Genomic DNA, 23,381 nt, shown 5'->3' with positions numbered 1-23,381 from the left:
AACTGTAAATCGCCGCGACTGCGGGTAATAAAGACGCCTGGAAGGTCAGCCTTCCAGGCGTTTTGTTTTTGGCGTTCGGGAAATGGTCATGGTCCAGGCTCAGCGGCGCGTCATGGCGCGCCCCATCATCGTCGTCACCGGCCTAAGGCGTGAGGCGGCCATCGCCCAGGGGCGCGGCTGGCTGCCGCTGGTCAGCGCCGGCGATCTTGAGCGGACGGAGCGGGAACTGACGGCCCATGCCCCCGGCGCCTGCGGCTTCCTCAGCTTCGGCCTGGCCGGCGGCCTGCGGCCCGGGCTGGAGCCCGGCACTCTGGTCATCGCCAACCGCATCGTCACCGACGGCGGCGATTTCCTGCCCGATCCCGACTGGACGGCGGGACTGGCCGACGCCCTGCCCCGGGCCATGGTGGCGCCGGTGGCGGGGCAGGAGCGCATCATCAACACGGTGGCGGGCAAGCAGGCCCTGTTCGCGGCCACGGGGGCGGCGGTGGTCGATACCGAATCCCAGATCGCGGCCCGGGTGGGCGCCCGCTTCGGCGTGCCGGTGGCGGTGCTGCGCGCCGTGTGCGACCCGGCCCACATGACCCTGCCGCCGGCGGCGACTGCCCCCCTGAAACACAACGGGACGCCGGACCCGTTGCGGATCCTGGCGTCCCTGTGGCGTCAACCAGGCCAGATCCCGCAACTGCTGCGGCTGGCCCGGGATTCCGAGGCGGCGTTTAAGGCCTTACTCGGCGGCTTTGCTGGCGTCGCGCGCGCGGATGTCAGCCAACGCCTTCTCGACATGGCGTGAGAAGACGAACTCGGCCGGGCGCTGGTTGGCCAGGCTGATCTCCGGCGCCATGTCGCCGCTGGTCTTCACGCCGCGCAGGCCGACCCAGGCGGCCTTCAGCGGGTTGGCCAGGGTGTCGGTGACGGCGGTCGCCTCATACCCGCAATGGACCATGCAGTCGGCGCACTTCTCGTAGTTGCCGGTGCCGTACTTGTCCCACTCCGTCTCCTCCATCAGTTCCTTGAAGGTCTTGGCATAGCCTTCGCCGAGGAGGTAGCAGGGACGCTGCCAGCCGAAGTAGGTGCGGCAGGGATTGCCCCACGGGGTGCAGTGGTATTCCTGGTTGCCGGCCAGGAAGTCCAGGAACATGGTCGACTGGTTGAACCGCCAGTTCTTGCCACCGTTGCCGCGCTTGAAGACCTCGCGGAACAGGTTCTTGGTGGCCGTGCGATTCAGGAAGTGCTGCTGGTCGGGCGCGCGCTCATAGGCGTAGCCCGGCGAGACGGTGATGCCCTCAACGCCCATCTCCATGACGCTGTCGAAGAAGCGCGCCACGCGCTCGGGATCGGCGTCGTTGAAGAAGGTGCAGTTGATGCTGACGCGGAAGCCGCGATCCTTCGCCGCCTTGATGGCCGCGACCGCCCGGTCGTAGGTGCCCTTCTGGCAGACCGACTTGTCGTGCGCCTCGCGGTCGCCGTCCAGGTGCACCGACCAGGTGAAGTAGGGGCTGGGCTTGAACAGGTCCAGCTTCTTTTCCATCAGCAGCGCGTTGGTGCAGAGGATGGCGTACTTCTTCTTCGCGATGATGCCTTCGACCATCTGGTCGATTTCTTTGTGCAGCAACGGCTCACCGCCGGCGATCACCACCACGGGCGCACCGCACTCGTCCACCGCCGACAGGCAATCCTCCAGCGGCAGGCGCTGGTTCAGGATCTCGTCCGGGTAGTCGATCTTGCCGCAGCCGGCACAGGCGAGGTTGCACCGGAACAGCGGTTCCAGCATGAGGACCAAGGGATAGCGCTTCACGCCCGTCAGCCGCTTCTTGAGAAGATACGAGCCGATACGGACGACCTGATGCAGCGGAATACCCATGCCTTCAATCTCCTTGAACCCCAGCGCCATTAACCGCGGCGGCGCGGGTTGAAACATTTTGTCTACCGAATTGGCGGGCAAAAGACCACCAACCGGCGTGCGCGTCAGGCCAGCGTTTCCGGCAGGCGGAATTGAACGTCTTCCACGATGCCCGGCAATGTCGACAATTCGATGGGCCCCAGGCGCCGCAGCGCCGCGATCACACCGTCCACCAGTACTTCCGGCGCCGAGGCGCCGGCTGTGACGCCCACCACACCGCATCCCGCCAGCCAGGCGGGGTCGATGGCGCGCTCGTCAGGGACAAGGTAACTGGGCACGCCCAGTTCCTCACCAATTTCCCGCAGGCGATTGGAATTCGAACTGTTTGCCGACCCAACCACCAGGATAAGATCCGCCACCTTGGCCAGTTCCCGCACCGCGGCCTGCCGATTCTGCGTGGCGTAGCAGATATCCTTGGTCTCAGGACCCAGAATATCCACGAATCGGCGCTTCAGCGCCGCGATCACCGACCGCGTGTCATCCACGCTGAGCGTCGTCTGCGTCACATAGGCGACCGGCGTCTCCGCCGCCAGGGGCAAGGCCTCCACGTCATCGACACTGGACACCAGATGTGTACGGCCCGGTACCTGGCCAAGGGTGCCTTCCACCTCGGCGTGGCCGGCATGGCCAATGAGGATGACGGTCCGGCCCAGCGCCACGTAGCGCTTGCCCTCCGCATGTACCTTGGACACCAGCGGGCAGGTGGCGTCGATGACGCGCAATTCACGCGCCTCCGCCTCCGCCTCCACGGCGCGCGACACGCCGTGGGCGCTGAATATGGTCAGGGCGCCGGCCGGCACTTCCGACAAATCCTCAACGAACCGGGCGCCCTTGGCCCGCAACCCTTCGACCACGTGCTGGTTATGGACGATCTCATGCCGCACATAAACGGGTGCGCCGTGGCGTTCCAGCGCGCGTTCGACGATGTCGATGGCGCGGATCACTCCGGCGCAGAAGCCCCGCGGCTGGGCGAGAACTACCTGCATTGCGGAAAACCCCTGGAAGGCTACCCCAAGTCCATCGTCCTTAACGGACCCGCCGGGGCACCCCACTTGAACATGTTAGCGATACCAACTGTCCCCCGCCGGACAGGGTCCGCCAGGTCCATATTGGCTACGGATGGTAAAACCGACCCCCCGCCTCGATCGAACACCGGCGATAGATACCCGTGCCAATCGAATCCGCCACCGCCCTATGGTCAGGCCAGACTTGCACAAAATTTAACGCGTGCCAATGCGTGGCGATTGCTTGAGCGATCTGCGCTTCACGTGTGGCATCGCGGCAACGGGGGGCCTAGACCTTAGCTAACGGCATCTTTAGTAGACAGAAAACGCAAACATCTTCCGGTGGGAAAGCTATACGGGGTGATGCAGCCCTTTCCCCAGTGATAGCGTATGGGCCGACAACGCATATGCAACAAAACGTCACGCGCAGCGCAACCTTCACAGCCCCAAATGCGACCCAGATGCGCTATGCATGATGCTTGATCTCCGTCGCCGCAGCCGGAACGATGGCGGAAAGAATTGACATAGACCCTGTCGCGTCCGACGCCGACCCCGTAGAACGTCGCCTGACGCAAGCGGACCGGCCCCGGCAGTGGCCAACCCGCCCCAGCCCGACGGCCCCGCCCCTTTCGAACGCGGGCGACCGCCGGACGCGCCCCTGTTTTCGTGGTTCCCAGAGGAGAACACCCCCCGTGTCGACCGTACGGCCCCCCGTTTCCCGCCCCACCCGCCGCCCCTTCCTGTTCCTGGGCCTGGCGGCCCTGGCGGGCGCCGCGCTGGCGCCCCTGCTGGTCCCGGCGGCAGCCCAGGCCCACGCCATCGTCATTGACAGCAATCCCAAGGTGAACGACACGCTGGGCGTGGGCGGCAACGTCCTGAAGGTGCATTTCAACAGCCGAATCGACCGCGCGCGGTCCAAGCTGACCGTCATCGCCGCCGACAAGACCGAGGTGCCGGTGACCCTGTCCGAAAGCCCGGATGACGAAACGCTGGTGGGCCAGGTCACCCTACCCTTCACCGGCAGCTACAAGCTGCGCTGGCAGGTGCTGGCCGTGGACGGGCATACCACCCGCGGCGACATCCCGTTCACCGTAACCCAGCCGTAATCGGGGCCTGCCGCACGTGGATACCCTTGTCGACATTTTCGGTTACCTGACCGTCGTCCTGAACGGCATCAACCTGGTGGCCATGACCATGGCCTTCGGCAGCGTGCTGTTCCTGACCTGCCTGGCCCTGCCGCTGGCGCCCCAGCTGAAGCTGTCCGCCGACGCGGTGGCCGAGGCGGGCGCCCGCTACGCCCGCTGGGGCGGCATCGCCACGGTCATCGCCACCCTGTCCTCGCTGACGCTGAACGCCCTGGTGCTGTCCGGCACGCTGGAAATGCCGGTGCTGCAGGTCGCGGGCGCCTTCTTCATCGAGGCCGGCATCGTCCAGGTCCTGGCGGCCATCGCCATCGTGGTGGTGGCGCGCGGCCACATGACCCGCCCGCGCGTCGCCGTGCTGACGGCCCTGGCCCTGGTGATGCTGGTCGCCTCATTGGCCACCAGCCACGCCGCCGCCCGGCCGGGTGAGCGGGTGTGGATGCTGCTGGCCACCTTCTCGCACATCCTGGGCGCCGGCCTGTGGCTGGGCGGCCTGCCGGCCTTCCTGTCGTCGCTGGGCCAGGCCCAGTCGCGCGACGAGGGGGCGGCCATCGGCCAGCGCTACAGCCTGATGTCCATCACCGGCGTCATCCTGATCGTGCTGGGCGCCATCGGCATCAGCATCGGCTTCATCGGCGGCCTGCAGGGCTTCTACGGCACGGCCTACGGCGCCATGGCGGTGACCAAGGGCGTCATGCTGGGCATCCTGCTGCTGCTGGGCCTGGGCAACTTCCGCACCATCCGCCGCTTCGCCGCCGGCCAGGGCGAAAGCCTGACCCGCGTGCGCCGCTTCGTGGAGGTTGAGATCGCCTTCGCCATCGCCATCCTGCTGGCGGCCGGTTCCATCACCTCGCAGCCGCCGGCCAGCGACCTGACGGACGACCGCGCCACCTGGGCCGAGGTGGTGGAGCGCATGACCCCCGTCATCCCGCCGCGCCTGGAAAGCCCCAGCCACGACAGCTTGGCCATTCCGGCCCTGCAGGAGAAGCTGGACAAGGAATGGCGCGACCAGCAAGCCAGCAACCGGCCGCAGGCCTTCGTGCCCGGCGCCGGCGAGCTGCCGCCCCGCAACGCCGACGACATCGCCTGGTCGGAATACAACCACCACTGGGCGGGCCTGGTGGTGTTGCTGGTGGGCCTGTTCGCCCTGCTGGAGCGGGCGGGCGTGCGCTGGGCCAAGCACTGGCCGCTGTTGTTCCTGATCCTGGCGGGCTTCCTGTTCCTGCGGTCGGATCCGGAAACCTGGCCCATGGGCAATGTCGGCTTCTGGGACAGCTTCCGTGATCCGGAGGTGGTGCAGCACCGCACCTTCGTCGTGCTGATCGTCGCCTTCACCGTTTTCGAATGGGGCGTGCGCACCGGACGGTGGAAGAACCAGGCCCTGGCCCTGGTCTTCCCCGTGCTAACCACCGTGGGTGGCGACCTGCTGCTGACCCACAACCACGCCATCAGCAACATCAAGGAACAGCTGCTGATCGAGCTTAGCCACCTGTTCCTGGCGGTGCTGGGCGTGGCGGCGGGTGCGGCCCGCTGGATGCAGATCCGGGGCAGCGGCCGCGACGCCCGCTGGGCCGGCTGGATATGGCCCACCTGCTTCGTCCTGGTCGGCCTGTTGTTGCTGGCCTACCGCGAGGCCTGATATCAAGGCCTTGGCGTTGATGATCTGGGAACGGGCGCCGGGAGACCGGCGCCCGTTTTCACATAGGGAGCGAGGAAGCGAACATGGCGCGCGCCGACGGAAAAATGGGCCTTAACGACCGGGTGGCCGCCCTGGTGGGTGCCTGCTGCCGGCGCTGGCAGCTGACCCTGCTGGCCGGCCTGGTGCTGGGGGGGGCGGCCGCCTTCCACGTCGCCACCCACTTCGCCATCGACACCGACGCCGTGAAGCTGCTGTCGCCGCAGCTGATCTGGCGCCAGCGCGAAATCGCCTTCGACAAGCTGTATCCCCAGAAGGTGCAGCAGACCGCCATCGTCGTGGACGGGGTGACACCGGAACTGGCGGAGCGCGCCACCCGCCTGCTGGCCGACGCCCTGCGCAAGCGCACCGACGTGGTGCGCAACGTCTTCCGCCCCGATGGCGGCCCCTATTTCGACCGCGAAGGCCTGATGCTGCTGCCCGCGGAGGAGGTGCAGTCCACCATGCAGTCGCTGATCCAGGCGCAGCCCCTGTTGGGCCCGCTGGCGGCCGACCCGTCGGCGCGTGGCCTGCTGGACACCCTGGGCACTTACCTGCAGGGCGTCAGCTATGGCCAGGCCAAGCTGGAGGATCTTCAGCGCCCCTTCGACGCCCTGTCCGGCACCCTGGAGGCGGCGACGCAAGGGAAGATGGTGCCCCTGAACTGGCGCGGCCTGGTGTCCGGCCAGCCCCCCAACCCCATGGAACTGCGCCGTTTCATCCTGGTGCAGCCGGTCCTGGACTTCAATGACCTGCAGCCGGGCGCCATGGCGTCCGACGCCATCCGCGCCACCGCCAAGGATTTGGGCCTGACGCCGGAAAACGGCATCCGGGTCCGCCTGACGGGCGAGGTGCCTATGGCGGATGAGGAGTTCGGCACCCTGGGCGAAGGAGCGGCCTTCAACGGCGGCCTGACGGGCATCGCCGTGCTGGTGCTGCTGTGGCTGGCGGTGAAGTCCTTCCGCATGGTGGGCGCCATCCTGCTAACCGTGGTCATCGGCCTGGCCGCCACCGCCGCCTTCGGCCTGATCGCCACCGGCCCCTTTAACCTGCTGTCCATCGCCTTTACCGTGCTGTTCGTGGGCCTGGGCGTGGACTTCGGCATCCAGTTCTCCGTCCGCTATCGCGCCGACCGGCTGGCCCATGACGACCTGGCCGAGGCCCTGACCGCCGCAGGGCGCGGCGTCGGCCGGGGCCTGACCATCGCGGCGGCTGCCACCGCCGCCGGCTTCCTGGCCTTCCTGCCCACCGATTACCGCGGCGTGTCGCAGCTGGGCATCATCGCCGGCGTGGGCATGGGTGTCGCCTTCCTGCTGTCCGTCACCTTCCTGCCAGCCCTGCTGATGCTGCTGCGCCCCAAGGGAGAGCAAGTGGAGGTGGGATACAAGGCGTTGGCGCCCCTGGACCGCCTGGTGCTGACCCGCCGCCGCTGGGTGCTGGGTGCCGGTGCCGTGCTGGCCGTGGCCTGCGCCGCCCTGCTGCCGCGCCTGTCCTTCGACTTCAACCCGCTGAACCTGCGCAGCCCCAAGACGGAGGCGGTGTCGGTGGTGCTGGAGCTGATGAAGGACCCGCTGTTCACACCCAACACCATCGACGTGCTGGCCAAGTCGGAGGATGAGGCGCGGGCCCTGGCCGACAAGCTGTCCAAGCTGCCGGAGGTGGCGCAGGCCATCACCCTTAGCGACTACATCCCCACCGACCAGGACGCCAAGATGGCGGCCATCTCCGACGCCGCGTCGCTGATCGGCCCCAGCCTGGCGCCCACCGACGTGCGCCCCGCCCCCAGCATCGAGGACGTGCGCCAGTCCATGACCGGCATCGTCGCCGCCCTGGACAAGCTTAACCCCGACGCCGCCAGCCCGGCCGGCGCCTCCGCCCTGCGGTTCAAGAAGGCGCTGGAAGGGGCCCTGGCCGCCCCGGCGGAAAAGGTGGTGCCCCTGTTCCAGAAGGCGGTGGAGCCTGGGCTTCAGACCATGCTGGCACAGGTGAACGACAGTCTGCAGGCCGCGCCCGTGACCTTCAAGGACCTGCCGGAGGATCTGAAGCGCGACTGGGTGGCGGCGGACGGCCACGCCCGCATCTCCGTCTTCCCCAAGGGCGACAGCAACGACAACCGGGTGCTGAAGCGCTTCGTGAAGGCGGTGCGCACCATCGCCCCCGACGCCACCGGCACGCCCATCAGCATCCAGGAAAGCAGCGCCACCATCATCCACGCCTTCCTTCAGGCGGGCATCCTGGCGGTGATCCTGGTGACCATCCTGCTGGCCGTTACCCTGCGCAACGCGGGCGACGTGCTGAAGACCCTGGCGCCCCTGGCCCTGGCGTCGCTGCTGACCCTGGCCGCAGCCATCCTGGCGGGCAAGCCCATCAACTTCGCCAACATCATCGCCCTGCCCCTGCTGTTCGGCATCGGCACTGCCTTCAACATCTATTACGTCATGGCCTGGCGGCAGGGGCAGACCAACCCGCTGACCTCCAGCCTAACCCGCGCCACCATCCTGTCGGCCCTGACCACCGGCACCGCCTTCGGCAGCCTGTGGACCAGCCACCACCCCGGCACGGCCAGCATGGGCGAGCTGCTGGTGTTCTCGCTGGCCAGCATCCTGGCCACGGCGCTGCTGTTCCTGCCGGCCCTGCTGGGCCCGCCCAAGACGCCGGCGGAATAATTCGGGCGGCGGTGTCGGGCATCACCCAGCCTGGCCGTCCTTGGGGGACAGGCGCATAGTCGGTTCGCGCCTTTCCCCAGAAAAAGGACGAGGACATGCCCACCATCACGCCCTTCCTGTGGTTCGACACCCAGGCGGAAGACGCCGCCCGCTTTTACGTCAGCGTCTTCCCCAATTCACGCATCACCACCATCAGCCATTACGGCGAGGCAGGCCCCCGCCCCGCCGGCCTGGTCATGAGCGTGGCGTTCGAGCTGGATGGGAAGCCCTTCATCGCCCTGAACGGCGGCCCCCACTGGAAGATCAACGAAGCCATCTCTTTCGTCATCGACTGCGCCGATCAGGCGGAGGTCGACCGCTATTGGGAGGTGCTGACCGCCGACGGCGGCAAAACCCACGCCTGCGGCTGGCTGACGGACCAGTTCGGCGTCACCTGGCAGGTGGTGCCGTCCGGATTCATCGAGCTGGTCACCAGCCCCGATCCCATCATCGCCCGCCGGGCGATGACCGCCATGCAGGAGATGATCAAGCTGGACATCAATGTGTTGCGCCGCGCCGTCCAGGGCTGAGCCAAAAGCGAAGGGGCGGCCCTGATGGACCGCCCCGGCGCTTGGGTGGCTGGGTCGTCCCCCTACCAGCGGCACAAGAGTGCGTCTCGTGCCGCTGTAGCCCGCGACTGCGGGCGCCGGAGATTTCTGGGGAGCCGAAGGCGGACTGGAAATCGAGGACAAGTACGCGGATGCGTACTCTCTAAAACAAGTGCCGGAACAGCCAGAACAGGCTGCCGGCCAGGACGATGGAGGCCGGCAGAGTCAGCACCCAAGCCATGGCCATGTTGCGCACCGTGGACCACTGCAGCCCCGAGCCGTTGGCCGCCATGGTGCCGGCCACGCCGGACGACAGGACGTGGGTGGTGCTGACCGGCAGGCCGAAGGCGTCTGCGGCGCCGATGGTGGCCATGGCCACCAACTCGGCGGAGGCGCCCTGGCCGTAGGTCAGGTGTTCCTTGCCGATCTTCTCGCCCACCGTCACCACGATGCGCTTCCAGCCCACCATAGTGCCCAGGCCCAGGGCGATGGCCACGCCCACCTTGACCCAGGTGGGGATGAAGCGGGTGGCGTGGTCGTAGCGGCCCAGCAGTTCCTTCAGCACCGGCTGGTCGGCGGCGTCGATGGCTGGCGCGCCCGACTTCTGGATGATGCGCAGGGCCTCGGCCGACAGGTAGATGTCGTTGCGGACGTTGCGCACCTTTTCCTGCGGCACCTGATCGACCGAGCCATAAGCGCGGATCTGGTCGGCGACGCTGGCGGTCAGGTCATGGATGCCGCCCATGGTGCTGTCGGTCACCTGGCGGCTGCGGACGAAGTCCTCGACCGCGGCGCGGGGATCGGCCGGGGTTTCCTTTACATAGTGGCTCAGCACATCGCCAGCGCGATCGAAGGTGGCGATGTAGGCCGGGGTGTCATGGATGGTGACGGCGCGGTTCAGGGCGTAGGCGGTGGGCACCGTGCCGATCAGGATCAGCATGATCAGGCCCATGCCCTTCTGCCCGTCGTTGGAGCCGTGGGCGAAGCTGACGCCGGAGCAGGTGAGCACCAGCAGGCCGCGGATCCAGGACGGCGGGGCCTTGTTGCCCTCCGGCGCCGTGAACAGCTTCTTGTCCTTGATCAGCGTGCGCATGATGACCAGCAGCGCGGCGGAGCAGAGGAAGCCCACCAGCGGCGACAGAATCAGCGACCAGCCGATCTTGGTGGCCTGGCCCCAGTCGACGCCGCTGGTCGCGGTGCCGGAGGTGGCCATCAGCTGGTTCATCAGGCCGACGCCGATGATGGACCCGATCAGGGTGTGGGAGCTGGAGGAGGGCAGGCCCAGGTACCAGGTGCCCAGGTTCCAGATGATGGCCGCGATCAGCAGCGAGAACACCATGGCGAAGCCGGCGTCGCTGCCCACCTGCAGGATCAATTCCACGGGCAGCAGCGAGACGATGCCGAAGGCCACCGCCCCGGTGGAGAACAGCACGCCGGCGAAGTTGCACAGGCCGGACCACACCACCGCCACGTTGGCCGGCAGGGAGTGGGTGTAGATCACCGTGGCCACGGCGTTGGCCGTGTCGTGGAAGCCGTTCACGAACTCGAAGCCCAGCGCGATCAGCAGCGCCACGCCCAGAAGGACGAAGGGCAGGACGGAGCGGGTGTCGACCCCGCTGAGGTCGCTGACCAGGTTGACCGCCATGTAGCCCAGGCCCACGGCCATCAGGGCCAGGAACAACAGAGTCCCATAGCGCGCGGCCGGGCCGCCGGAGGTTGCGACAGGTGAATTCACGGCTTCCGTATGCGCCATGGCGCCAGTCCTTCTTGAAAAAGCAGGTCCGGCACCCTACGGCGTGAGTCATGACAACTTTATGTCGCAGGCCCCACCATTTGGTTAATAAATGGCCGATTCACCTTAACCATAAGGGGGTGGCTCCAGCGACAGGGTAACCAAAAAATGTGTCAGATCAAATCCTTAATGCCAAGAGGGCATATAAATCCTTTAATCGTTTTGCGCGCTCAAAAGGAACTTGAGGTCGCGCAAATCGCGAATGTGGAACCGCGCCCGGTCATCCCAGACGACGCCGGGGCGCAGACTCTGGACCGTGGGCATGCCCAGGCTGTTGCCGGCGGCGATTTCGGATTCCGGATTGTCCCCCACCACCAGGGCGTGGGCTGCCGGCAGGTCGGACTGGTCCAGCAGCATCCGGAACAGCGCGGCCTTGCCCGGGTGTCCCGCCTCATCGATGGCGTCGATATGCACGCCCCGGAAATAGCGTGCCAGGCCCAGCGCCCGCACCTTGCTTTCCTGCAAGCGGCGAAAGCCGGAGGTGACAAGGTAAAGCGGCAGGCCCAGCCCGGCCAACAAGGGCAGGTCGCCATAGTCGGCCATGGCGCCCGTCACCTCCAACCCCGCCGTCGCCGCCCAGGCGGCCTGGTGCATGGCGGGGCTGAAGCCGTGCATCCGGCTGACCCAATCCAGGGGATGGCGCCAGATATCGGCGAAGGCGGCGTCCAGGGCGTCCTGGCCCAGGGTTCCGGCATTGGCCGCTGTGATGGCGTCGAACACCGGCCGCATGAAGGTCACGCCGACGCCATCGGCCGGGGCCAGGCAATTATCCAGGTCGAAGATGATTGTGCGAATCATGCGGGCAACGCTCCCCTGCCGGCACGGCGGGTCAGAACAGGTGGCGGAACAGCCAGAACAGGCCGCCGGCCAGGATGATGGAGGCCGGCAGGGTCAGCACCCAGGCCGTGGCCATGTTGCGCACCGTGGACCATTGCAGGCCGGAGCCATTAGCCGCCATGGTGCCGGCCACGCCGGACGACAGCACATGGGTGGTGCTGACCGGCAAGCCGAAGACGTCGGCGGCGCCGATGGTCCCCATGGCCACCAGCTGGGCGGAGGCGCCCTGGCCGTAGGTCAGGTGCTCCTTGCCGATCTTCTCACCCACGGTCACCACGGTGCGTTTCCAGCCCACCATGGTGCCCAGGCCCAGGGCGATGGCGACGCCCACCTTCACCCAGGTGGGAATGTAGCGGGTGGCGTGATCGTACCGGCCCAGCAATTCCTTCATCACCGCGCGGTCGTCATCGTCAAGCAGGGGGAAGCCCTGCTTCTGCAGGCGGCGCAGCGCCTCGGCCGACAGGTACATGTCGTTGCGCATCTGGCCCTGCGCCACGCCGGACAGGGCGCCGGAGAAGCGCAGCTGGTCGGCGATGCTGGCCGTCAACTCATGCAGCCCGCCCAGGGTGGCGCTGGTCAAGGTACCGCTGCGGACGTAATCCTCCACCACCGCGCGGGGGTCGGCCGGCATGCGCTGGGCATGACGGCCCAGCGCATCGCCGGCCCGGTCGAAGGTGGCGACATAGGCGGGCGTGTCCGCGGCGGTGATGCCCCGGTTCAAGCCGTAGGCGGCCGGCATGGTGCCGATCAGAATCAGCATGATCAGGCCCATGCCCTTCTGCCCGTCATTGGAACCATGGGCGAAACTGACGCCGGAGCAGGTGAGGACCAGCAGGGCGCGTATCCAGGCGGGCGGCGGCTTCCGGCCCTTGGGCGCCTGGAACAGCGCCTTGTCCTTGATCAGGCCCCGCATCAGCATCAGCAGCGCCGCGGCGCAGACGAAGCCCACGATGGGGGAGATCAGCAGCGTCTGGATGATCTTCAGGGCCTGCCCCCAGTCCACGCCGCTGGCGGCCGCGCCGGGGGCGGCCATCAGCTGGTTCATCAGGCCGACGCCGATGATGGACCCGATCAGGGTGTGGGAGCTGGAGGACGGCAAGCCAAGGGCCCAAGTGCCCAGGTTCCACAGCACAGCGGAAATCAGCAGGGCGAAGACCATGGCGAAGCCGGCCTCGCTGCCCACCCGCAGGATCAGTTCCACCGGCAGCAGGGACACGATGCCATAGGCCACGGCCCCGGTGGACAGCAGCACGCCGACGAAGTTGCACAGGCCAGACAGCACCACGGCGGCGTGCGCCGGCAAGGAATGGGTGTAGATCACCGTGGCCACGGCGTTGGCGGTATCGTGGAAACCGTTCACGAATTCGAAGCCCAAGGCGATCAGCAGCGCCACGCCCAGCAGCACGAAGGGTAGGGCGGATGCCGTACCCATCCCGCGCAGGTCGGCCGCCACATTGACCGCCACATAGCCCAAACCCAGGGCCAGCACCGCCAGCAGCGCCACCGTCCCCAGCCGTGCCGCCAACCCGCCGGATACGGCGGGCAGGGGCGTCAGGGGGGATTCATCCAGTGACGGCTGAAGGGCCTCAAGGTGCGCCATGGATTCAGGCTCCGGTGCGTTAGCCGTTGGCAGCGCGCAACGGCGCCGGAAGATGGCGCAAGGCGGCGCGCGTGGCCTTGATCGTGATCATCACGCCGCCTTGACTTTGCGAATGGTGGTCCAGGCGACCAGGCCCGGCAGGAAGACCACCAGGTCGCGCAGGCGGCGGGCGGCCGCCAGGGCCAGCGCGGCGGGCGCGTCCAGGCCAAGCGCGCCGCCCAGCAGCAGGAAGGCGCCCTCCTGCACCCCCAGGGCGCCGGGCACGACGAAGGCGGCGCTGCTGACGGCCTGGATCAGGCCCTCGATCACCAGCGCCTCGACCAGGCCCATGGGATGGCCCAGCGCCCACAGCGCCAGCCAGATCTCACCCGCCCCCAGGGCCCAGCCCAGCAGTTGCCACAGGAAGCAGCCGGTGATGGCGCCGGTGCGGCGGTACATGGCCTTGGACGCGCGGTCGATGCGGGCGCTGTGCGCCATGATGCCGGCCAGGCGGCCGGACGCCGCCTTGTCCAACAGGCCGGTGACCTTGGCGAACAGGCCGGCGCGCTGCACCAGGATGAACAGCGCCACCAGCGGCACCATGGCCAAAAGCCCCAGGGTCACCTGGCCGGCGATGCCCACGGGGCCCTTCAGCGCCACCAGCAGACCCACCGCCAGCAGGGAGAAGCCCAGTTGGCTGAGGATGGAAATGGCCATGTCCACCACCAGGCTGGCGGCGGCGGGTGCCACGCGTACCCCATCCAGGCGCAGGATGCGGAAGGACACGATCTCTCCCCCGATGCGCGCTACGGGCAGCAGGCCGTTGACCGACTCGCGGATCCAGACGTTGCGGGCCATGGCGCCCAATGAGGGGCGCGTGGCCCCGGGCAGCAGGACCTGCCAGGCCCGGGCGTTGGCCACCATGGGCACGGCATGGAACAGGCCTGCCGCCACCAAGCCCGCGCCGGCCGTCTTCAGCAGGGCCCACAGGGCGCCGGTGTCCTCGCGGGCGACCAGCACCACGGCCAGGACCAGCCCCAACAGGGCGAACAGGCGGGCTGCCTTTTCCATCGGGTGCGGGCCTATTCCAGGGTGATGGGCAGATCGCGGAAGCCGCCGCGGGGAAAGGCGGCGGCCAAGGCGTTGACCTCGGGATCCAGCAGGGCGGCCAGCTCATCACGGTAGCGATAGCCGGGCGCGCCGCCCGGCACGTCGTCGCTGACGGCGGGGTGCAGGTAGATTTCCGTGACGCCGGCCGGCAGGCGGGCCAAGGCGCCGCGCAGCTTCTCCGCCGTGACGGCACCGGTCCAGGCCAGGCCCAGCACCTGGTCGGGGGCGGCCAGGCCGGCGCGGCGCACCTTGGCGCGCAGCAGCTTGGCCCAGGGGCCGGTGATGTGGTGCAGACCCAGGTCGGCCTGGGGCGTCACTGACCGGATGACGTCGGCGGGCTCCACCGGCACCCGCATGGCACGGGCCCCGTGGCGCCGCGCCGCGTCCAGCAGGATGCGCCCCACGGTGGGATGCAGATGATAGTGTTTGTGGGCGTTGACATGGTCCAGCGGCAGCCGGGTGGCGCGGAAGGCCTGGAACTGCGCCTCCACCTCGGCCGCGACCTGGGCCGCGACCTTGGGCCGGAAGAAGATGGACGCCCCAACCTTGGCCAGATCGTTGCGGAACAGGCCGTCGGGCCCCACCAGGTCGGGAATTCGTTCAGGTGGCAGGAAGGGCTTGCCGTCCACCAGCACGACATGCAGGCCCACCGCCAGGCTGGGCTGGGCATGGGCCAGCGCCACCGCCGCGTCGGCGGCGGCCCCCGCCACCATCAGGCTGGCAGCAGTCAGGATGCCATTAAGGTGAGCGTCGATGACGGCGGCGTTGACGGCGGCCGACAGGCCGAAGTCATCCGCCGTAACGATCAGGCGCCGCCCCGATCCCCCATTGCTGGAGGTCGCGGCGGCGCCCGGCGTGGATACGGACATGAGAAGGTGTTCCGAACCCGGATGACGTGCTTAGGCGGCGGTGCGGCGTTCACGCAGGAACTGCCAGAACTCCACGCCCTCGCGCAGGCGGCGCTTCATCATGTCCCGATCACGAACCATCTCGCCGACGATGGAGGCGATCTTGCCACTGCGGAAATAGAACTTCTTGTAGAAGGTCTCAACCGAGCCGAAGATCTCGGAGTGGCTCAGGTGGTCGTAATGCAGCGGGGCGATCTGCACGCCGTGCTCGTCCACCAGCTCGGCGTTCGCGTCGTCCAGCCAGCCGTTCTCGATGGCCTGCTGGTACAGGAAGGTGCCGGGGTACGGGGCGGCCAGCGAAACCTGGATGGTGTGCGGGTTGATCTTCGCCGCCCACTTGATGGTTTCCTGGATGGTTTCCTTCGTCTCGCCGGGCAGGCCCAGGATGAAGGTGCCGTGGATCTGGATCCCCAGCTCATGGCAGTCCTTGGTGAACTTCTCAGCCACCTCGACGCGCATGCCCTTCTTGATGTTGTGCAGGATCTGCTGGTTGCCGGATTCATAGCCGACCAGCAGCAGCCTCAGGCCGTTGTCGCGCAGCACCTTCAGCGTCTCACGCGGCACGTTGGCCTTGGCGTTGCACGACCAGGTGATGCCCAGCTTGCCCAGTTCCTTGGCGATGGCCTCGGCGCGCGGCAGGTTGTCGGTGAAGGTGTCGTCGTCGAAGAAGAATTCCTTCACCTGTGGGAAGTTCTTCTGCGCCCACGCGATCTCCTCCACCACATGGCCGACGCTGCGGGTGCGGTAGCGATGACCGCCCACGGTCTGCGGCCACAGGCAGAAGGTGCAGCGCGACTTGCAGCCGCGGCCGGTGTAGATGCTGAGGTAGGGGGCCTTCAGGTAACCGATGAAGTAGTTCTCGATCACCAGGTCGCGCTTGTAGACCGGGGTCACCCAGGGCAGGGCGTCCATGTTCTCGAGGATCTCGCGGTCCTCGTTATGGACGATCACGCCCTCGGAATTGCGGAAGGACAGGCCCTTGATGTCCGACCACTTCTTGCCGTCGGCCACGTCCTTGATGGTGAAGTCGAATTCGTTGCGGGCGACGAAGTCGACGATGGGGGCCTGGGCCAGGCTCTTGTCCGCCTCGACCGCCACCTTGGCCCCGATCAGGCCAGCCTTCAGGTTGGGGTTGACGGCCTTCAGCGCCTCGATCGTCGCCACGTCCGACTTGAACGACGGGGTGGAGGTGTGCAGCACCACCATGTCGAAGTCTTTGATCTGCGAGGTGATTTCGGACAGCTTGGTCTTGTGCGGCGGGGCGTCGATCAGCTTGCTGTTCTCGATCAGCGCCGCCGGCTGGGCCAGCCACGTCGGATACCAGAAAGACTTGATCTCGCGGCGCGCCTGGTAGCGCGAGCCGGCGCCGCCGTCAAAACCATCGAAGGAAGGCGCCTGAAGAAATAGCGTCCGCATCATGACCCACCATTTTCGCCGACCGGCACCATTGTGCCGTCGGATTTGACCGAAAAGCGCTGTCCGCGCCAACTCACACGTCGAATGCCAAAGCTGGCAACGAACACCAAAAATGACAAGACGTCTCTGATCAATCCAGGCCATCGCGGCCGGGACCGTGTGATCCGTGCATCAATCGTCACCTGAAGCACGAGACGGGCGGCGACCGCAAGCCCCAGCAGCAGCAGGGACCACGCATGCCAGCCCGCGAAAATTGCGCCGAGGAGCGCCAGGGGCACCGGATGGGTGACGATGGAGCCGGCGTAGCCCCCGGGGTCCAGGCCCCGGATGGTGCGGGCCCAGCGCAACTCATGATCCAGCACGGCGCCCAGACTGGACTCGGGCGCCAGGTGTCCCACCACGAAGGGCGGCACCGCCACGGCCAGCCCCAGCGCCCGCACCGCCATGCCCATGGCATGGTCGTCCGCCAGGATGTCGCGGAACGCGGCGAAGCCGCCGATGCGCCCCAGCGTCTCATCCGTCAAGGCGATGGTGGAGCCGAAACATGGCTTGGCCAGCCCGAGGCGCAGCCCGACCAGCACGTTGGGCAGGAAATGATGATCCACCGCGCGGGCCGCCTGGTCCTGCCAGAAGGAGCCGGCATCCACCGGATCACCCCGGTAGAGACAGGTGACCAGTCCCACGCCCGGGCGCGACAAGGCGCCCACCACCCGCGCCAGGTAATCGGCGCCCACGGCGATATCGCTGTCGGCCAGCACCAGCACCTCATGCCGGGCGACCGCCATCAGGTTGATGACATTGGAAATCTTGGCGTTGGCGCCATGGCGGGTGGTATCGACCACCAGATCCAGCCGCACCGGGCTGCCCCCCGCCTCAAGCTCGGCGATCAGGTCCTTCACGATGGCGATGGCGGGGTCGTCATGGGCCTGGACGCCGCACACCACCTGCACCGGCCCCGCGTATTCCTGGATGGTCAGCGCCCGAAGACGGGCCGCCAGCCCCGGTTCCGCCCCGTGCAGGGGCCGCAGCACCGTCACCGCCGGCGCGGGCCCGCCTATTCTTTCCCCACCCTCGCCTTCCCCACCGCCCCGCGCGGCGAAGAAGCGACGGGCGCTGTCCGCCGCCGCCAGGGTATAGAGCGCGCCGACCGCGGACATCGCCCCAAACCCCCAGCCCAGGGCGTCGGTCAACAGGGTGACAGGAAGCGGCATGCCGTGCGGAACTCTCAAATAGAAGCGGCCCGGCGACCCGGTCCGATGATGTCTCTGTGCCTGTGGTCTTAACGTAAGCGCGCCGCACACACCAGCGGACGTCACCGCAGTGCGGATCACCGCTGCATTGCGATACACCGAATGCGAATGCGCATCCTGTGACGGCGGGCATAGCCCCACCCGTCACACGCGTTAGTGCCTTTGCCGGTCATCCGTCGACCGGCATATTGCGCCGCACGCTCCGATATTACACTTCGGGAGTGCATTTCCAATCATGGTAGTCGACACCATCCTTTGTTATCCAAAGTATCGCACTCAGGCGTCGCGGCCCCACCGGGCAGGCGGCGCGGTTCCCGGTCCCGCATTCCGCAGGAAAGTATGGCCAGCATGATCAGACAGTCCCGTGCGGCCCTGGCCGCCTGCCTCTTGATGGGCTTCATGCTCGCCGGCTGCGCCATGCCGCCCAACGGCGGCCGTGACGAGCTGGGCGTGGTGGAGCCCTGGGATCCGCTGGAGAATGTGAACCGGGTCACCTTCGACGCCAACATGTGGCTGAACGACAACGCCATCGGCCCGGCGGCCCAGGCCTATCGCTGGGCGGTACCGGACTATGTGCAGCTGCGCCTGCGTCACGGAATTGAGAACCTGGGCGAGCCGCTGATCTTCGGCAACGATCTGGCCCAGGCGCGCATCAAGGCGGCCTTCACCACCTTCTGGCGATTCGTCTTCAACAGCACCATCGGCCTGGCGGGCATGTACGACGTGGCGACGGACATGGGGCTGACGCGGCAGACGGGCGACTTCGGCCAGACCCTCTATGCTTGGGGCGTGCGGCAAAGTCCTTATTTCGTGCTGCCCCTGCTCGGGCCGTCCACCGTGCGTGACGGCGTGGGCGTGGGCGTGGAGTTGTGGGCCGACCCCACCGGCCGCGTGTTCGACCACGCCGACGGCGGCGACGCCAACTACGCCATCGGCGTGGTGGGTGGCCTGGACAAGGCGCGCAACCTGGAAACCCTGGACGAGTTGCGCAAGGGCACCATCGATTTCTACGCCCTGCTGCGCAGCGTGTGGCTGCAGAATCGCCAGGCCGCGCTGGATGAGGCCATCGGCGTGACCACCAACAACATGCCGGCGATTCCTTAAAGTCCGCCCTCGGATGGCGGGCGGCCCATCCGGGCCCTTGCCTTCCTCGGCTCGCGCCCCGCGGTGCTCAGGTGCCCGGCAGATTAAATCTGGCGTATGCGCAGGAAAAAAGCCCGGCCCCTCCCTACGGAGAGACCGGGCCTGATTCCTGACGGCAGCGTGAGAGGCTTAAGCGCCAGCCAGCAGTTTTTCCGCCTGCTGCTGCAGGCCCTGGATCAGGGCGTCGGCGCCGCCCTGCTGAATGGCGGCGGAGAACTCCGAGCGCCGCGTGGCCAGCTGGCTGATGGTGCCATTGAGATAGACATCGACGATGCGCGCCTGGTCGCCCTGGCCGCGCATCAGGTAGTTCAGCGGAACCGCCGGCTGACCGCTGGGGGTCAGCTTGGTCTCGACGATCTTGTCGGCGCCCCGCGCCTTGGGCGTGGGATCGACGTCGAAGACCTCGCCATTGAAGCCGTCAAACTGGTTGGCGTAGGTCGCCACCGTCACCCTGGTGAAGGCGTCGATGGCGCCCTTCTGCTGGTCCGGCGTGAACTTCTCCCACGCCGGGCCGACGGCCAGGCGGGTCATGGTCGCCAGGTCGAACGTCGACTTGATCACCGGGTCCAGCTTTTCCGCGCGGCCCTTCACGCCCAACTGCTTCGCCTGCTTCATGCCGCTCAGCAGCGTGTCGTAGAAGCCCTTGACCTTGGCCACCGCCGGATCAGCGGCTTCCGCCGTGGCGGCGGCCTGCTGGGCTAGGGCCGGCAGCGCCGTGCCGGTCAGGGCCAGGGCCGCGAAGGCCGCGGCGATGGCTTTACCCTTGAACGCGGTGACCTTGGTCGTCATGCGGTCCTCACCTGAGCGTTGGCCCCCAACGCCTTGAGCACGGTATCGACGATGCCGGTGGCGTTGAGGCCGGCCTCGTCATACTGCTTGGCCGGGTTGTCGTGTTCCTGATAGCGGTCGGGCAGCACCATGGGGCGGAACTTCAGGCCGCTGTCGAACAGCCCCTCCTCCGCCAGGAACTGCATGACCTGCGCGCCGAAGCCGCCCACCGAGCCTTCCTCGATGGTGATCAGCACCTCGTGCTCAACCGCCAGCCGGCGCACCAGTTCCCGGTCAATCGGCTTGGCGAAGCGCGCGTCCGCCACCGTCGTCGATAGGCCCCGCGCCGCCAGGTCCTCCGCCGCCTTGCACGCCTCGCCCAGGCGGGTGCCCAGGCTCAGGATGGCCACCGTGTTGCCCTCGCGGACAATCCGGCCCTTGCCGATGGGCAGAACCTCGCCCTTCTCCGGCATCTCCACGCCCACGCCCTCGCCGCGCGGATAGCGCAGCGCGATGGGGCCGGCGTCATAGGCCACGCTGGTCGCCACCATGTGCACCAGCTCCGCCTCGTCCGCCGCCGCCATCACCACCATGTTGGGCAGGCAGCACAGGTAAGCCAGGTCGAAGGCGCCCGCGTGCGTGGCGCCGTCCGCCCCCACCAGGCCCGCCCGGTCCATGGCGAAGCGCACGGGCAGGTTCTGGATCGACACGTCGTGCACCAGCTGGTCGTAGCCGCGCTGCAGGAAGGTCGAGTAGATGGCCACGAAGGGCTTGTAGCCTTCCGTCGCCATGCCCGCCGCGAACGTCACCGCGTGCTGCTCCGCGATGCCCACGTCGAAGGTGCGCGTGGGGAAGGCCTGGCCGAACAGGTCCAGCCCCGTGCCCGACGGCATCGCCGCCGTGATCGCCACCACCTTGTCGTCCGCCTTGGCCTCCTTCATCAGGGCGTCGGCGAAGACACGGGTGTAGGTCGGCGCGTTCGCCTTGGCCTTGGCCTGGGCGCCCGTCACCACGTCGAAGCGGCCCACCGCGTGCAGCTTGTCCGCCGACGCCTCGGCCGGGGCATAGCCCTTGCCCTTCTGCGTCACCGCGTGGATCAGCACCGGCCGGCCGTTCGGCTCGTCCCGGATGTTCTCCAGGATGGGCACCAGCTGGTCCAAATCGTGCCCGTCGATGGGGCCGACATAGTAGAAGCCCAGTTCCTCGAACAGCGTCCCGCCCATGACCATGCCGCGGGCGTATTCCTCAACCCGCCGCGCCGCATTCTGCAGCGGCCGCGGCAGGTGTTCCGCCACCTGGCGGCCGATGTCCCGCAGGTTGCGGTACTGGCTGCTGCTGACCAGCTTGGCCAGGTAGCCCGACACGGCACCCACCGGCGGGGCGATCGACATGTCGTTGTCGTTCAGGATCACCACCAGGCGCGAGCCCAGGGCCCCGGCGTTGTTCATGGCCTCATACGCCATGCCGGCCGAGATCGACCCGTCGCCGATCACGGCGATGACGTGGTTGTTCCCGCCCGCCAGGTCGCGCGCCACCGCCATGCCCAGCCCGGCCGAGATGGAGGTGGAGCTGTGCGCGGCACCGAAGGGGTCGTACGCGCTCTCCGACCGCCGGGTGAAGCCCGACAGGCCCCCACCCTGGCGCAGCGTGCGGATACGGTCGCGCCGGCCCGTCAGGATCTTGTGCGGGTAGGCCTGGTGCCCGACGTCCCAGATGATGCGGTCCGCCGGCGTGTCGAACACGTAGTGCAGCGCCACCGTCAGCTCCACCACACCCAGGCCGGCACCCAGGTGCCCACCCGTCACCGACACCGCGTCGATGGTCTCGGACCGCAGCTCGTCCGCCACCTGCCGCAGCTGCTCAGGACGCAGCGCGCGCAGGCAATCAGGCGTCGGACACTGGTCCAACAACGGGGTCTTCGTCGCCATTCATCGGCTCCCAAATAATTATAACCGACCTCTTACGGGCCGGTGACAGACAAACATTTTTGCATAGATCGTGATAAATCACGACTCTCGGTCGATAAGCATAAAGGGCAGGCCGCGCAACGAATCCGCCGCCGAACCGAAACCATCCAGACGGGCCGCCGCTTGCTCGGCCAGTTCCACCACCTTGGCACGGGCGGCGTCCAGGCCCAGCAAGGAGATCAGGGTCGCCTTGCCCTGGGCCTCATCCTTGCCGACGGTCTTGCCCGCCTTGCCGGCATCGCCGGTGGCGTCAATAAGATCGTCGGAGATCTGGAAGACAAGGCCGAAATCCGCGGCGTAGTCACGCAGCAGGGCGCGTTCCGCTTCGCTGGCGCCGCCCAGGATGGGGCCGGCCTCGCAGCAGAATTCGAACAGCGCGCCCGTCTTCAACTTTTGCAGGGTCAGGATTTCGTCGTAGCCGAAGTCGGAATTCGGCGCTTCCATGTCCATCATCTGGCCGCCGATCATGCCCAGCGTGCCGCCGGCCTGGGCCAGCTTGGCGATCAGGGCGCAGCGGACGCCCGCGTCGGCGTGGGCCGCCGGCTGGGACAGCACCTCGAACGCCAGGGTCAGCAGGGCGTCACCGGCCAGCAGGGCCGTCGCCTCGTCGAACTGGACATGGGTGGTGGGCTTGCCCCGGCGCAGGGTGTCGTCATCCATGCAGGGCAGGTCATCATGCACCAGGCTGTAGGTGTGCACCATCTCCACCGCCGCGGCGGCCTGCAGCCAGTTGTCCTCGGACACGCCGAACAAGGCGGACGACGACTTCACCAGGAAGGGGCGCAAACGCTTGCCGCCGGCGAATACGGCGTAGCGGGCGGCTTCCTGCACCCGGCCGATGTAGCGGGCGGGGGTGGGCAGCAGTGCTTCCATGCGCTGCTCGGTCTGGCGCGATGCGAGGCCCATGGCCTCCAGCAATTCACGACCCGAGGGGTAACGGCCCGAGGAAGAGGGTGCGGCGGAAGAAACTAGGCCGGTCACTTGAAGAAACCTCGAAGATGATGACGCGTCGTATAAGCTGGGCACACTCTGCCAGCCATCTGCCAGTGTCAATTACTGGCGACCGCAGGGCGCCGTTGCGTCGCACGTAACAAGAGGTTGGTCAGGAATGAACACGCCGGCGATGGTTCCGGGAAATTATTCGACCAGACTGCGCTTGGCGGTGTCGGCCGACACAGACGAAACCGATGGAGACTCGGCGGCCTCATCATATGGCAGATCGTCCGGCGCGGTCCGGGCCGGCCAGCGTTCGGGCCAAGGACCGGTCAGCAGGGCGGCCACGCTGTCCGCCTCCAGCATGCCGCCCCGACGGATCCACAGGTCCCGCTCAGGACCCGAGGGCACGCTGGCGGCAACGCGATAGCATTGCTCGGCGGCGCGCAGCAGCGTCCATTGCTTCGCCTGACCCATCGATGACACCCCGATGACCCAGCCTTGGCACCGGTGCGGCCGGCGGACTGGTTCCTTTGGTGCCGTCCCGTCCAGGCCGGCGACCTTTTTCGCAAAGGGGGGAGCGTAAACAACCGGGCCGTCTGCGGCAATGCCCTTCATGCCACCGGGAGCTGAAATCCGTACATGATGGCGCACATACCCGCCAGGAATCGAGGCGGCACGCATCGTATTGCTATAAAATT

At 67.5% G+C, this 23,381-nt stretch carries 19 protein-coding genes; 6 read left to right on the top strand and 13 right to left on the bottom strand.

Annotation, left to right across the window (positions count from 1 at the left end; all coding sequences use genetic code 11):
- Positions 1–88 precede the first annotated feature (88 nt).
- Positions 89–793 carry a phosphorylase family protein gene (locus FBZ89_RS01915; protein ID WP_186457139.1) on the top strand — a complete coding sequence of 235 codons (705 nt, stop codon included), beginning with the start codon at positions 89–91 and terminating at the stop codon, positions 791–793.
- Here FBZ89_RS01915 and hpnH read toward each other — a convergent pair.
- Together hpnH and ispH are read right to left on the bottom strand one after the other, a co-directional pair.
- Entirely contained in the window at positions 728–1,864 is a 1,137-nt protein-coding gene (gene hpnH / locus FBZ89_RS01910) for an adenosyl-hopene transferase HpnH (protein ID WP_040850176.1), read from the bottom strand. The genes FBZ89_RS01915 and hpnH overlap by 66 nt on opposite strands.
- Positions 1,865–1,968: 104 nt before the next feature.
- Positions 1,969–2,889 carry a 4-hydroxy-3-methylbut-2-enyl diphosphate reductase gene (gene ispH, locus FBZ89_RS01905; protein ID WP_145748330.1) on the bottom strand — a complete coding sequence of 307 codons (921 nt, stop codon included), beginning with the start codon at positions 2,887–2,889 and terminating at the stop codon, positions 1,969–1,971.
- Positions 2,890–3,599: 710 nt separating this feature from the next.
- On the opposite strand from ispH, the gene FBZ89_RS01900 reads away from it, so the two are divergent.
- From FBZ89_RS01900 to FBZ89_RS01885, 4 genes are all read left to right on the top strand, one after another.
- Positions 3,600–4,013, top strand: a complete 414-nt coding sequence (locus tag FBZ89_RS01900) for a copper resistance CopC family protein (protein WP_211115067.1) — start codon at positions 3,600–3,602, stop codon at positions 4,011–4,013.
- A gap of 16 nt (positions 4,014–4,029) precedes the next feature.
- Positions 4,030–5,688, top strand: coding sequence for a CopD family protein (locus FBZ89_RS01895; RefSeq protein ID WP_145748326.1), 1,659 nt, complete (start codon positions 4,030–4,032; stop codon positions 5,686–5,688).
- Positions 5,689–5,771: 83 nt separating this feature from the next.
- Positions 5,772–8,390, top strand: a complete 2,619-nt coding sequence (locus FBZ89_RS01890; protein ID WP_145748324.1) for an MMPL family transporter — start codon at positions 5,772–5,774, stop codon at positions 8,388–8,390.
- A gap of 95 nt (positions 8,391–8,485) precedes the next feature.
- Positions 8,486–8,959, top strand: a complete 474-nt coding sequence (locus FBZ89_RS01885) for a VOC family protein (RefSeq protein WP_145748323.1) — start codon at positions 8,486–8,488, stop codon at positions 8,957–8,959.
- A 181-nt stretch (positions 8,960–9,140) separates the two neighbouring features.
- Here the strand turns inward: FBZ89_RS01885 and FBZ89_RS01880 are convergent, their stop codons facing one another.
- From FBZ89_RS01880 to hpnI, 7 genes are all read right to left on the bottom strand, one after another.
- The gene (locus FBZ89_RS01880) at positions 9,141–10,730 is read right to left on the bottom strand and encodes an inorganic phosphate transporter (RefSeq protein WP_246171985.1); all 1,590 of its coding nucleotides are present in this window, start codon (positions 10,728–10,730) and stop codon (positions 9,141–9,143) included.
- A 192-nt stretch (positions 10,731–10,922) separates the two neighbouring features.
- On the bottom strand, positions 10,923–11,567 hold the full coding sequence (locus FBZ89_RS01875) for an HAD family hydrolase (RefSeq protein WP_145748321.1): 645 nt from the start codon (positions 11,565–11,567) through the stop codon (positions 10,923–10,925).
- 31 nt (positions 11,568–11,598) lie between these two features.
- On the bottom strand, positions 11,599–13,206 hold the full coding sequence (locus FBZ89_RS01870; RefSeq protein WP_145748320.1) for an inorganic phosphate transporter: 1,608 nt from the start codon (positions 13,204–13,206) through the stop codon (positions 11,599–11,601).
- Between the two features lie 90 nt (positions 13,207–13,296).
- Positions 13,297–14,256, bottom strand: a complete 960-nt coding sequence (locus FBZ89_RS01865) for a lysylphosphatidylglycerol synthase domain-containing protein (RefSeq protein WP_145748319.1) — start codon at positions 14,254–14,256, stop codon at positions 13,297–13,299.
- A gap of 11 nt (positions 14,257–14,267) precedes the next feature.
- On the bottom strand, positions 14,268–15,164 hold the full coding sequence (gene hpnK, locus FBZ89_RS01860) for a hopanoid biosynthesis-associated protein HpnK (RefSeq protein ID WP_145748318.1): 897 nt from the start codon (positions 15,162–15,164) through the stop codon (positions 14,268–14,270).
- 30 nt (positions 15,165–15,194) lie between these two features.
- Entirely contained in the window at positions 15,195–16,622 is a 1,428-nt protein-coding gene (hpnJ, locus tag FBZ89_RS01855; RefSeq protein ID WP_211115066.1) for a hopanoid biosynthesis associated radical SAM protein HpnJ, read from the bottom strand.
- Positions 16,619–17,830, bottom strand: coding sequence for a bacteriohopanetetrol glucosamine biosynthesis glycosyltransferase HpnI (hpnI, locus tag FBZ89_RS01850; protein ID WP_145748317.1), 1,212 nt, complete (start codon positions 17,828–17,830; stop codon positions 16,619–16,621). Before hpnI ends, hpnJ begins: the two co-directional genes overlap by 4 nt.
- Before the next feature lie 387 nt (positions 17,831–18,217).
- Here hpnI and FBZ89_RS01845 point away from each other — a divergent pair, with 387 nt between their 5' ends.
- Positions 18,218–18,973 carry an MlaA family lipoprotein gene (locus FBZ89_RS01845; RefSeq protein ID WP_186457138.1) on the top strand — a complete coding sequence of 252 codons (756 nt, stop codon included), beginning with the start codon at positions 18,218–18,220 and terminating at the stop codon, positions 18,971–18,973.
- A 168-nt stretch (positions 18,974–19,141) separates the two neighbouring features.
- Here FBZ89_RS01845 and FBZ89_RS01840 read toward each other — a convergent pair whose 3' ends face one another.
- The 4 genes from FBZ89_RS01840 to FBZ89_RS01825 all read right to left on the bottom strand — a co-directional run bounded on the left by FBZ89_RS01840 (position 19,142) and on the right by FBZ89_RS01825 (position 23,157).
- Positions 19,142–19,801, bottom strand: a complete 660-nt coding sequence (locus tag FBZ89_RS01840; RefSeq protein WP_145748315.1) for an ABC transporter substrate-binding protein — start codon at positions 19,799–19,801, stop codon at positions 19,142–19,144.
- A complete protein-coding gene (gene dxs / locus FBZ89_RS01835; protein ID WP_145748314.1) occupies positions 19,798–21,708 on the bottom strand; it encodes a 1-deoxy-D-xylulose-5-phosphate synthase in 1,911 nt (636 codons plus the stop codon). Before dxs ends, FBZ89_RS01840 begins: the two co-directional genes overlap by 4 nt.
- A 78-nt stretch (positions 21,709–21,786) precedes the next feature.
- The gene (locus FBZ89_RS01830) at positions 21,787–22,653 is read right to left on the bottom strand and encodes a polyprenyl synthetase family protein (RefSeq protein ID WP_145748313.1); all 867 of its coding nucleotides are present in this window, start codon (positions 22,651–22,653) and stop codon (positions 21,787–21,789) included.
- A 231-nt stretch (positions 22,654–22,884) separates the two neighbouring features.
- Entirely contained in the window at positions 22,885–23,157 is a 273-nt protein-coding gene (locus tag FBZ89_RS01825) for a hypothetical protein (protein WP_145748312.1), read from the bottom strand.
- Positions 23,158–23,381: the final 224 nt, after the last annotated feature.

The organism is Nitrospirillum amazonense, assembly GCF_007828045.1.
In the GTDB taxonomy this organism is placed as follows: domain Bacteria; phylum Pseudomonadota; class Alphaproteobacteria; order Azospirillales; family Azospirillaceae; genus Nitrospirillum; species Nitrospirillum amazonense_C.
The sequence above is the reverse complement of the archived record's forward strand: the minus strand, read 5'-3'. Positions and strand labels throughout refer to the sequence as shown.

Coding starts and splice junctions, on each gene's coding strand:
- FBZ89_RS01840 (WP_145748315.1), bottom strand. CDS start 19,801: ATGACGACCAAGGTCACCGCGTTCAAGGGTAAAGCCATCGCCGCGGCC.
- dxs (WP_145748314.1), bottom strand. CDS start 21,708: ATGGCGACGAAGACCCCGTTGTTGGACCAGTGTCCGACGCCTGATTGC.
- FBZ89_RS01890 (WP_145748324.1), top strand. CDS start 5,772: ATGGCGCGCGCCGACGGAAAAATGGGCCTTAACGACCGGGTGGCCGCC.
- FBZ89_RS01845 (WP_186457138.1), top strand. CDS start 18,218: ATGATCAGACAGTCCCGTGCGGCCCTGGCCGCCTGCCTCTTGATGGGC.
- FBZ89_RS01830 (WP_145748313.1), bottom strand. CDS start 22,653: ATGGGCCTCGCATCGCGCCAGACCGAGCAGCGCATGGAAGCACTGCTG.
- hpnK (WP_145748318.1), bottom strand. CDS start 15,164: ATGTCCGTATCCACGCCGGGCGCCGCCGCGACCTCCAGCAATGGGGGA.
- hpnJ (WP_211115066.1), bottom strand. CDS start 16,622: ATGATGCGGACGCTATTTCTTCAGGCGCCTTCCTTCGATGGTTTTGAC.
- hpnI (WP_145748317.1), bottom strand. CDS start 17,830: ATGCCGCTTCCTGTCACCCTGTTGACCGACGCCCTGGGCTGGGGGTTT.
- FBZ89_RS01915 (WP_186457139.1), top strand. CDS start 89: ATGGTCCAGGCTCAGCGGCGCGTCATGGCGCGCCCCATCATCGTCGTC.
- FBZ89_RS01825 (WP_145748312.1), bottom strand. CDS start 23,157: ATGGGTCAGGCGAAGCAATGGACGCTGCTGCGCGCCGCCGAGCAATGC.
- hpnH (WP_040850176.1), bottom strand. CDS start 1,864: ATGGGTATTCCGCTGCATCAGGTCGTCCGTATCGGCTCGTATCTTCTC.
- FBZ89_RS01885 (WP_145748323.1), top strand. CDS start 8,486: ATGCCCACCATCACGCCCTTCCTGTGGTTCGACACCCAGGCGGAAGAC.
- ispH (WP_145748330.1), bottom strand. CDS start 2,889: ATGCAGGTAGTTCTCGCCCAGCCGCGGGGCTTCTGCGCCGGAGTGATC.
- FBZ89_RS01880 (WP_246171985.1), bottom strand. CDS start 10,730: ATGGCGCATACGGAAGCCGTGAATTCACCTGTCGCAACCTCCGGCGGC.
- FBZ89_RS01875 (WP_145748321.1), bottom strand. CDS start 11,567: ATGATTCGCACAATCATCTTCGACCTGGATAATTGCCTGGCCCCGGCC.
- FBZ89_RS01865 (WP_145748319.1), bottom strand. CDS start 14,256: ATGGAAAAGGCAGCCCGCCTGTTCGCCCTGTTGGGGCTGGTCCTGGCC.
- FBZ89_RS01870 (WP_145748320.1), bottom strand. CDS start 13,206: ATGGCGCACCTTGAGGCCCTTCAGCCGTCACTGGATGAATCCCCCCTG.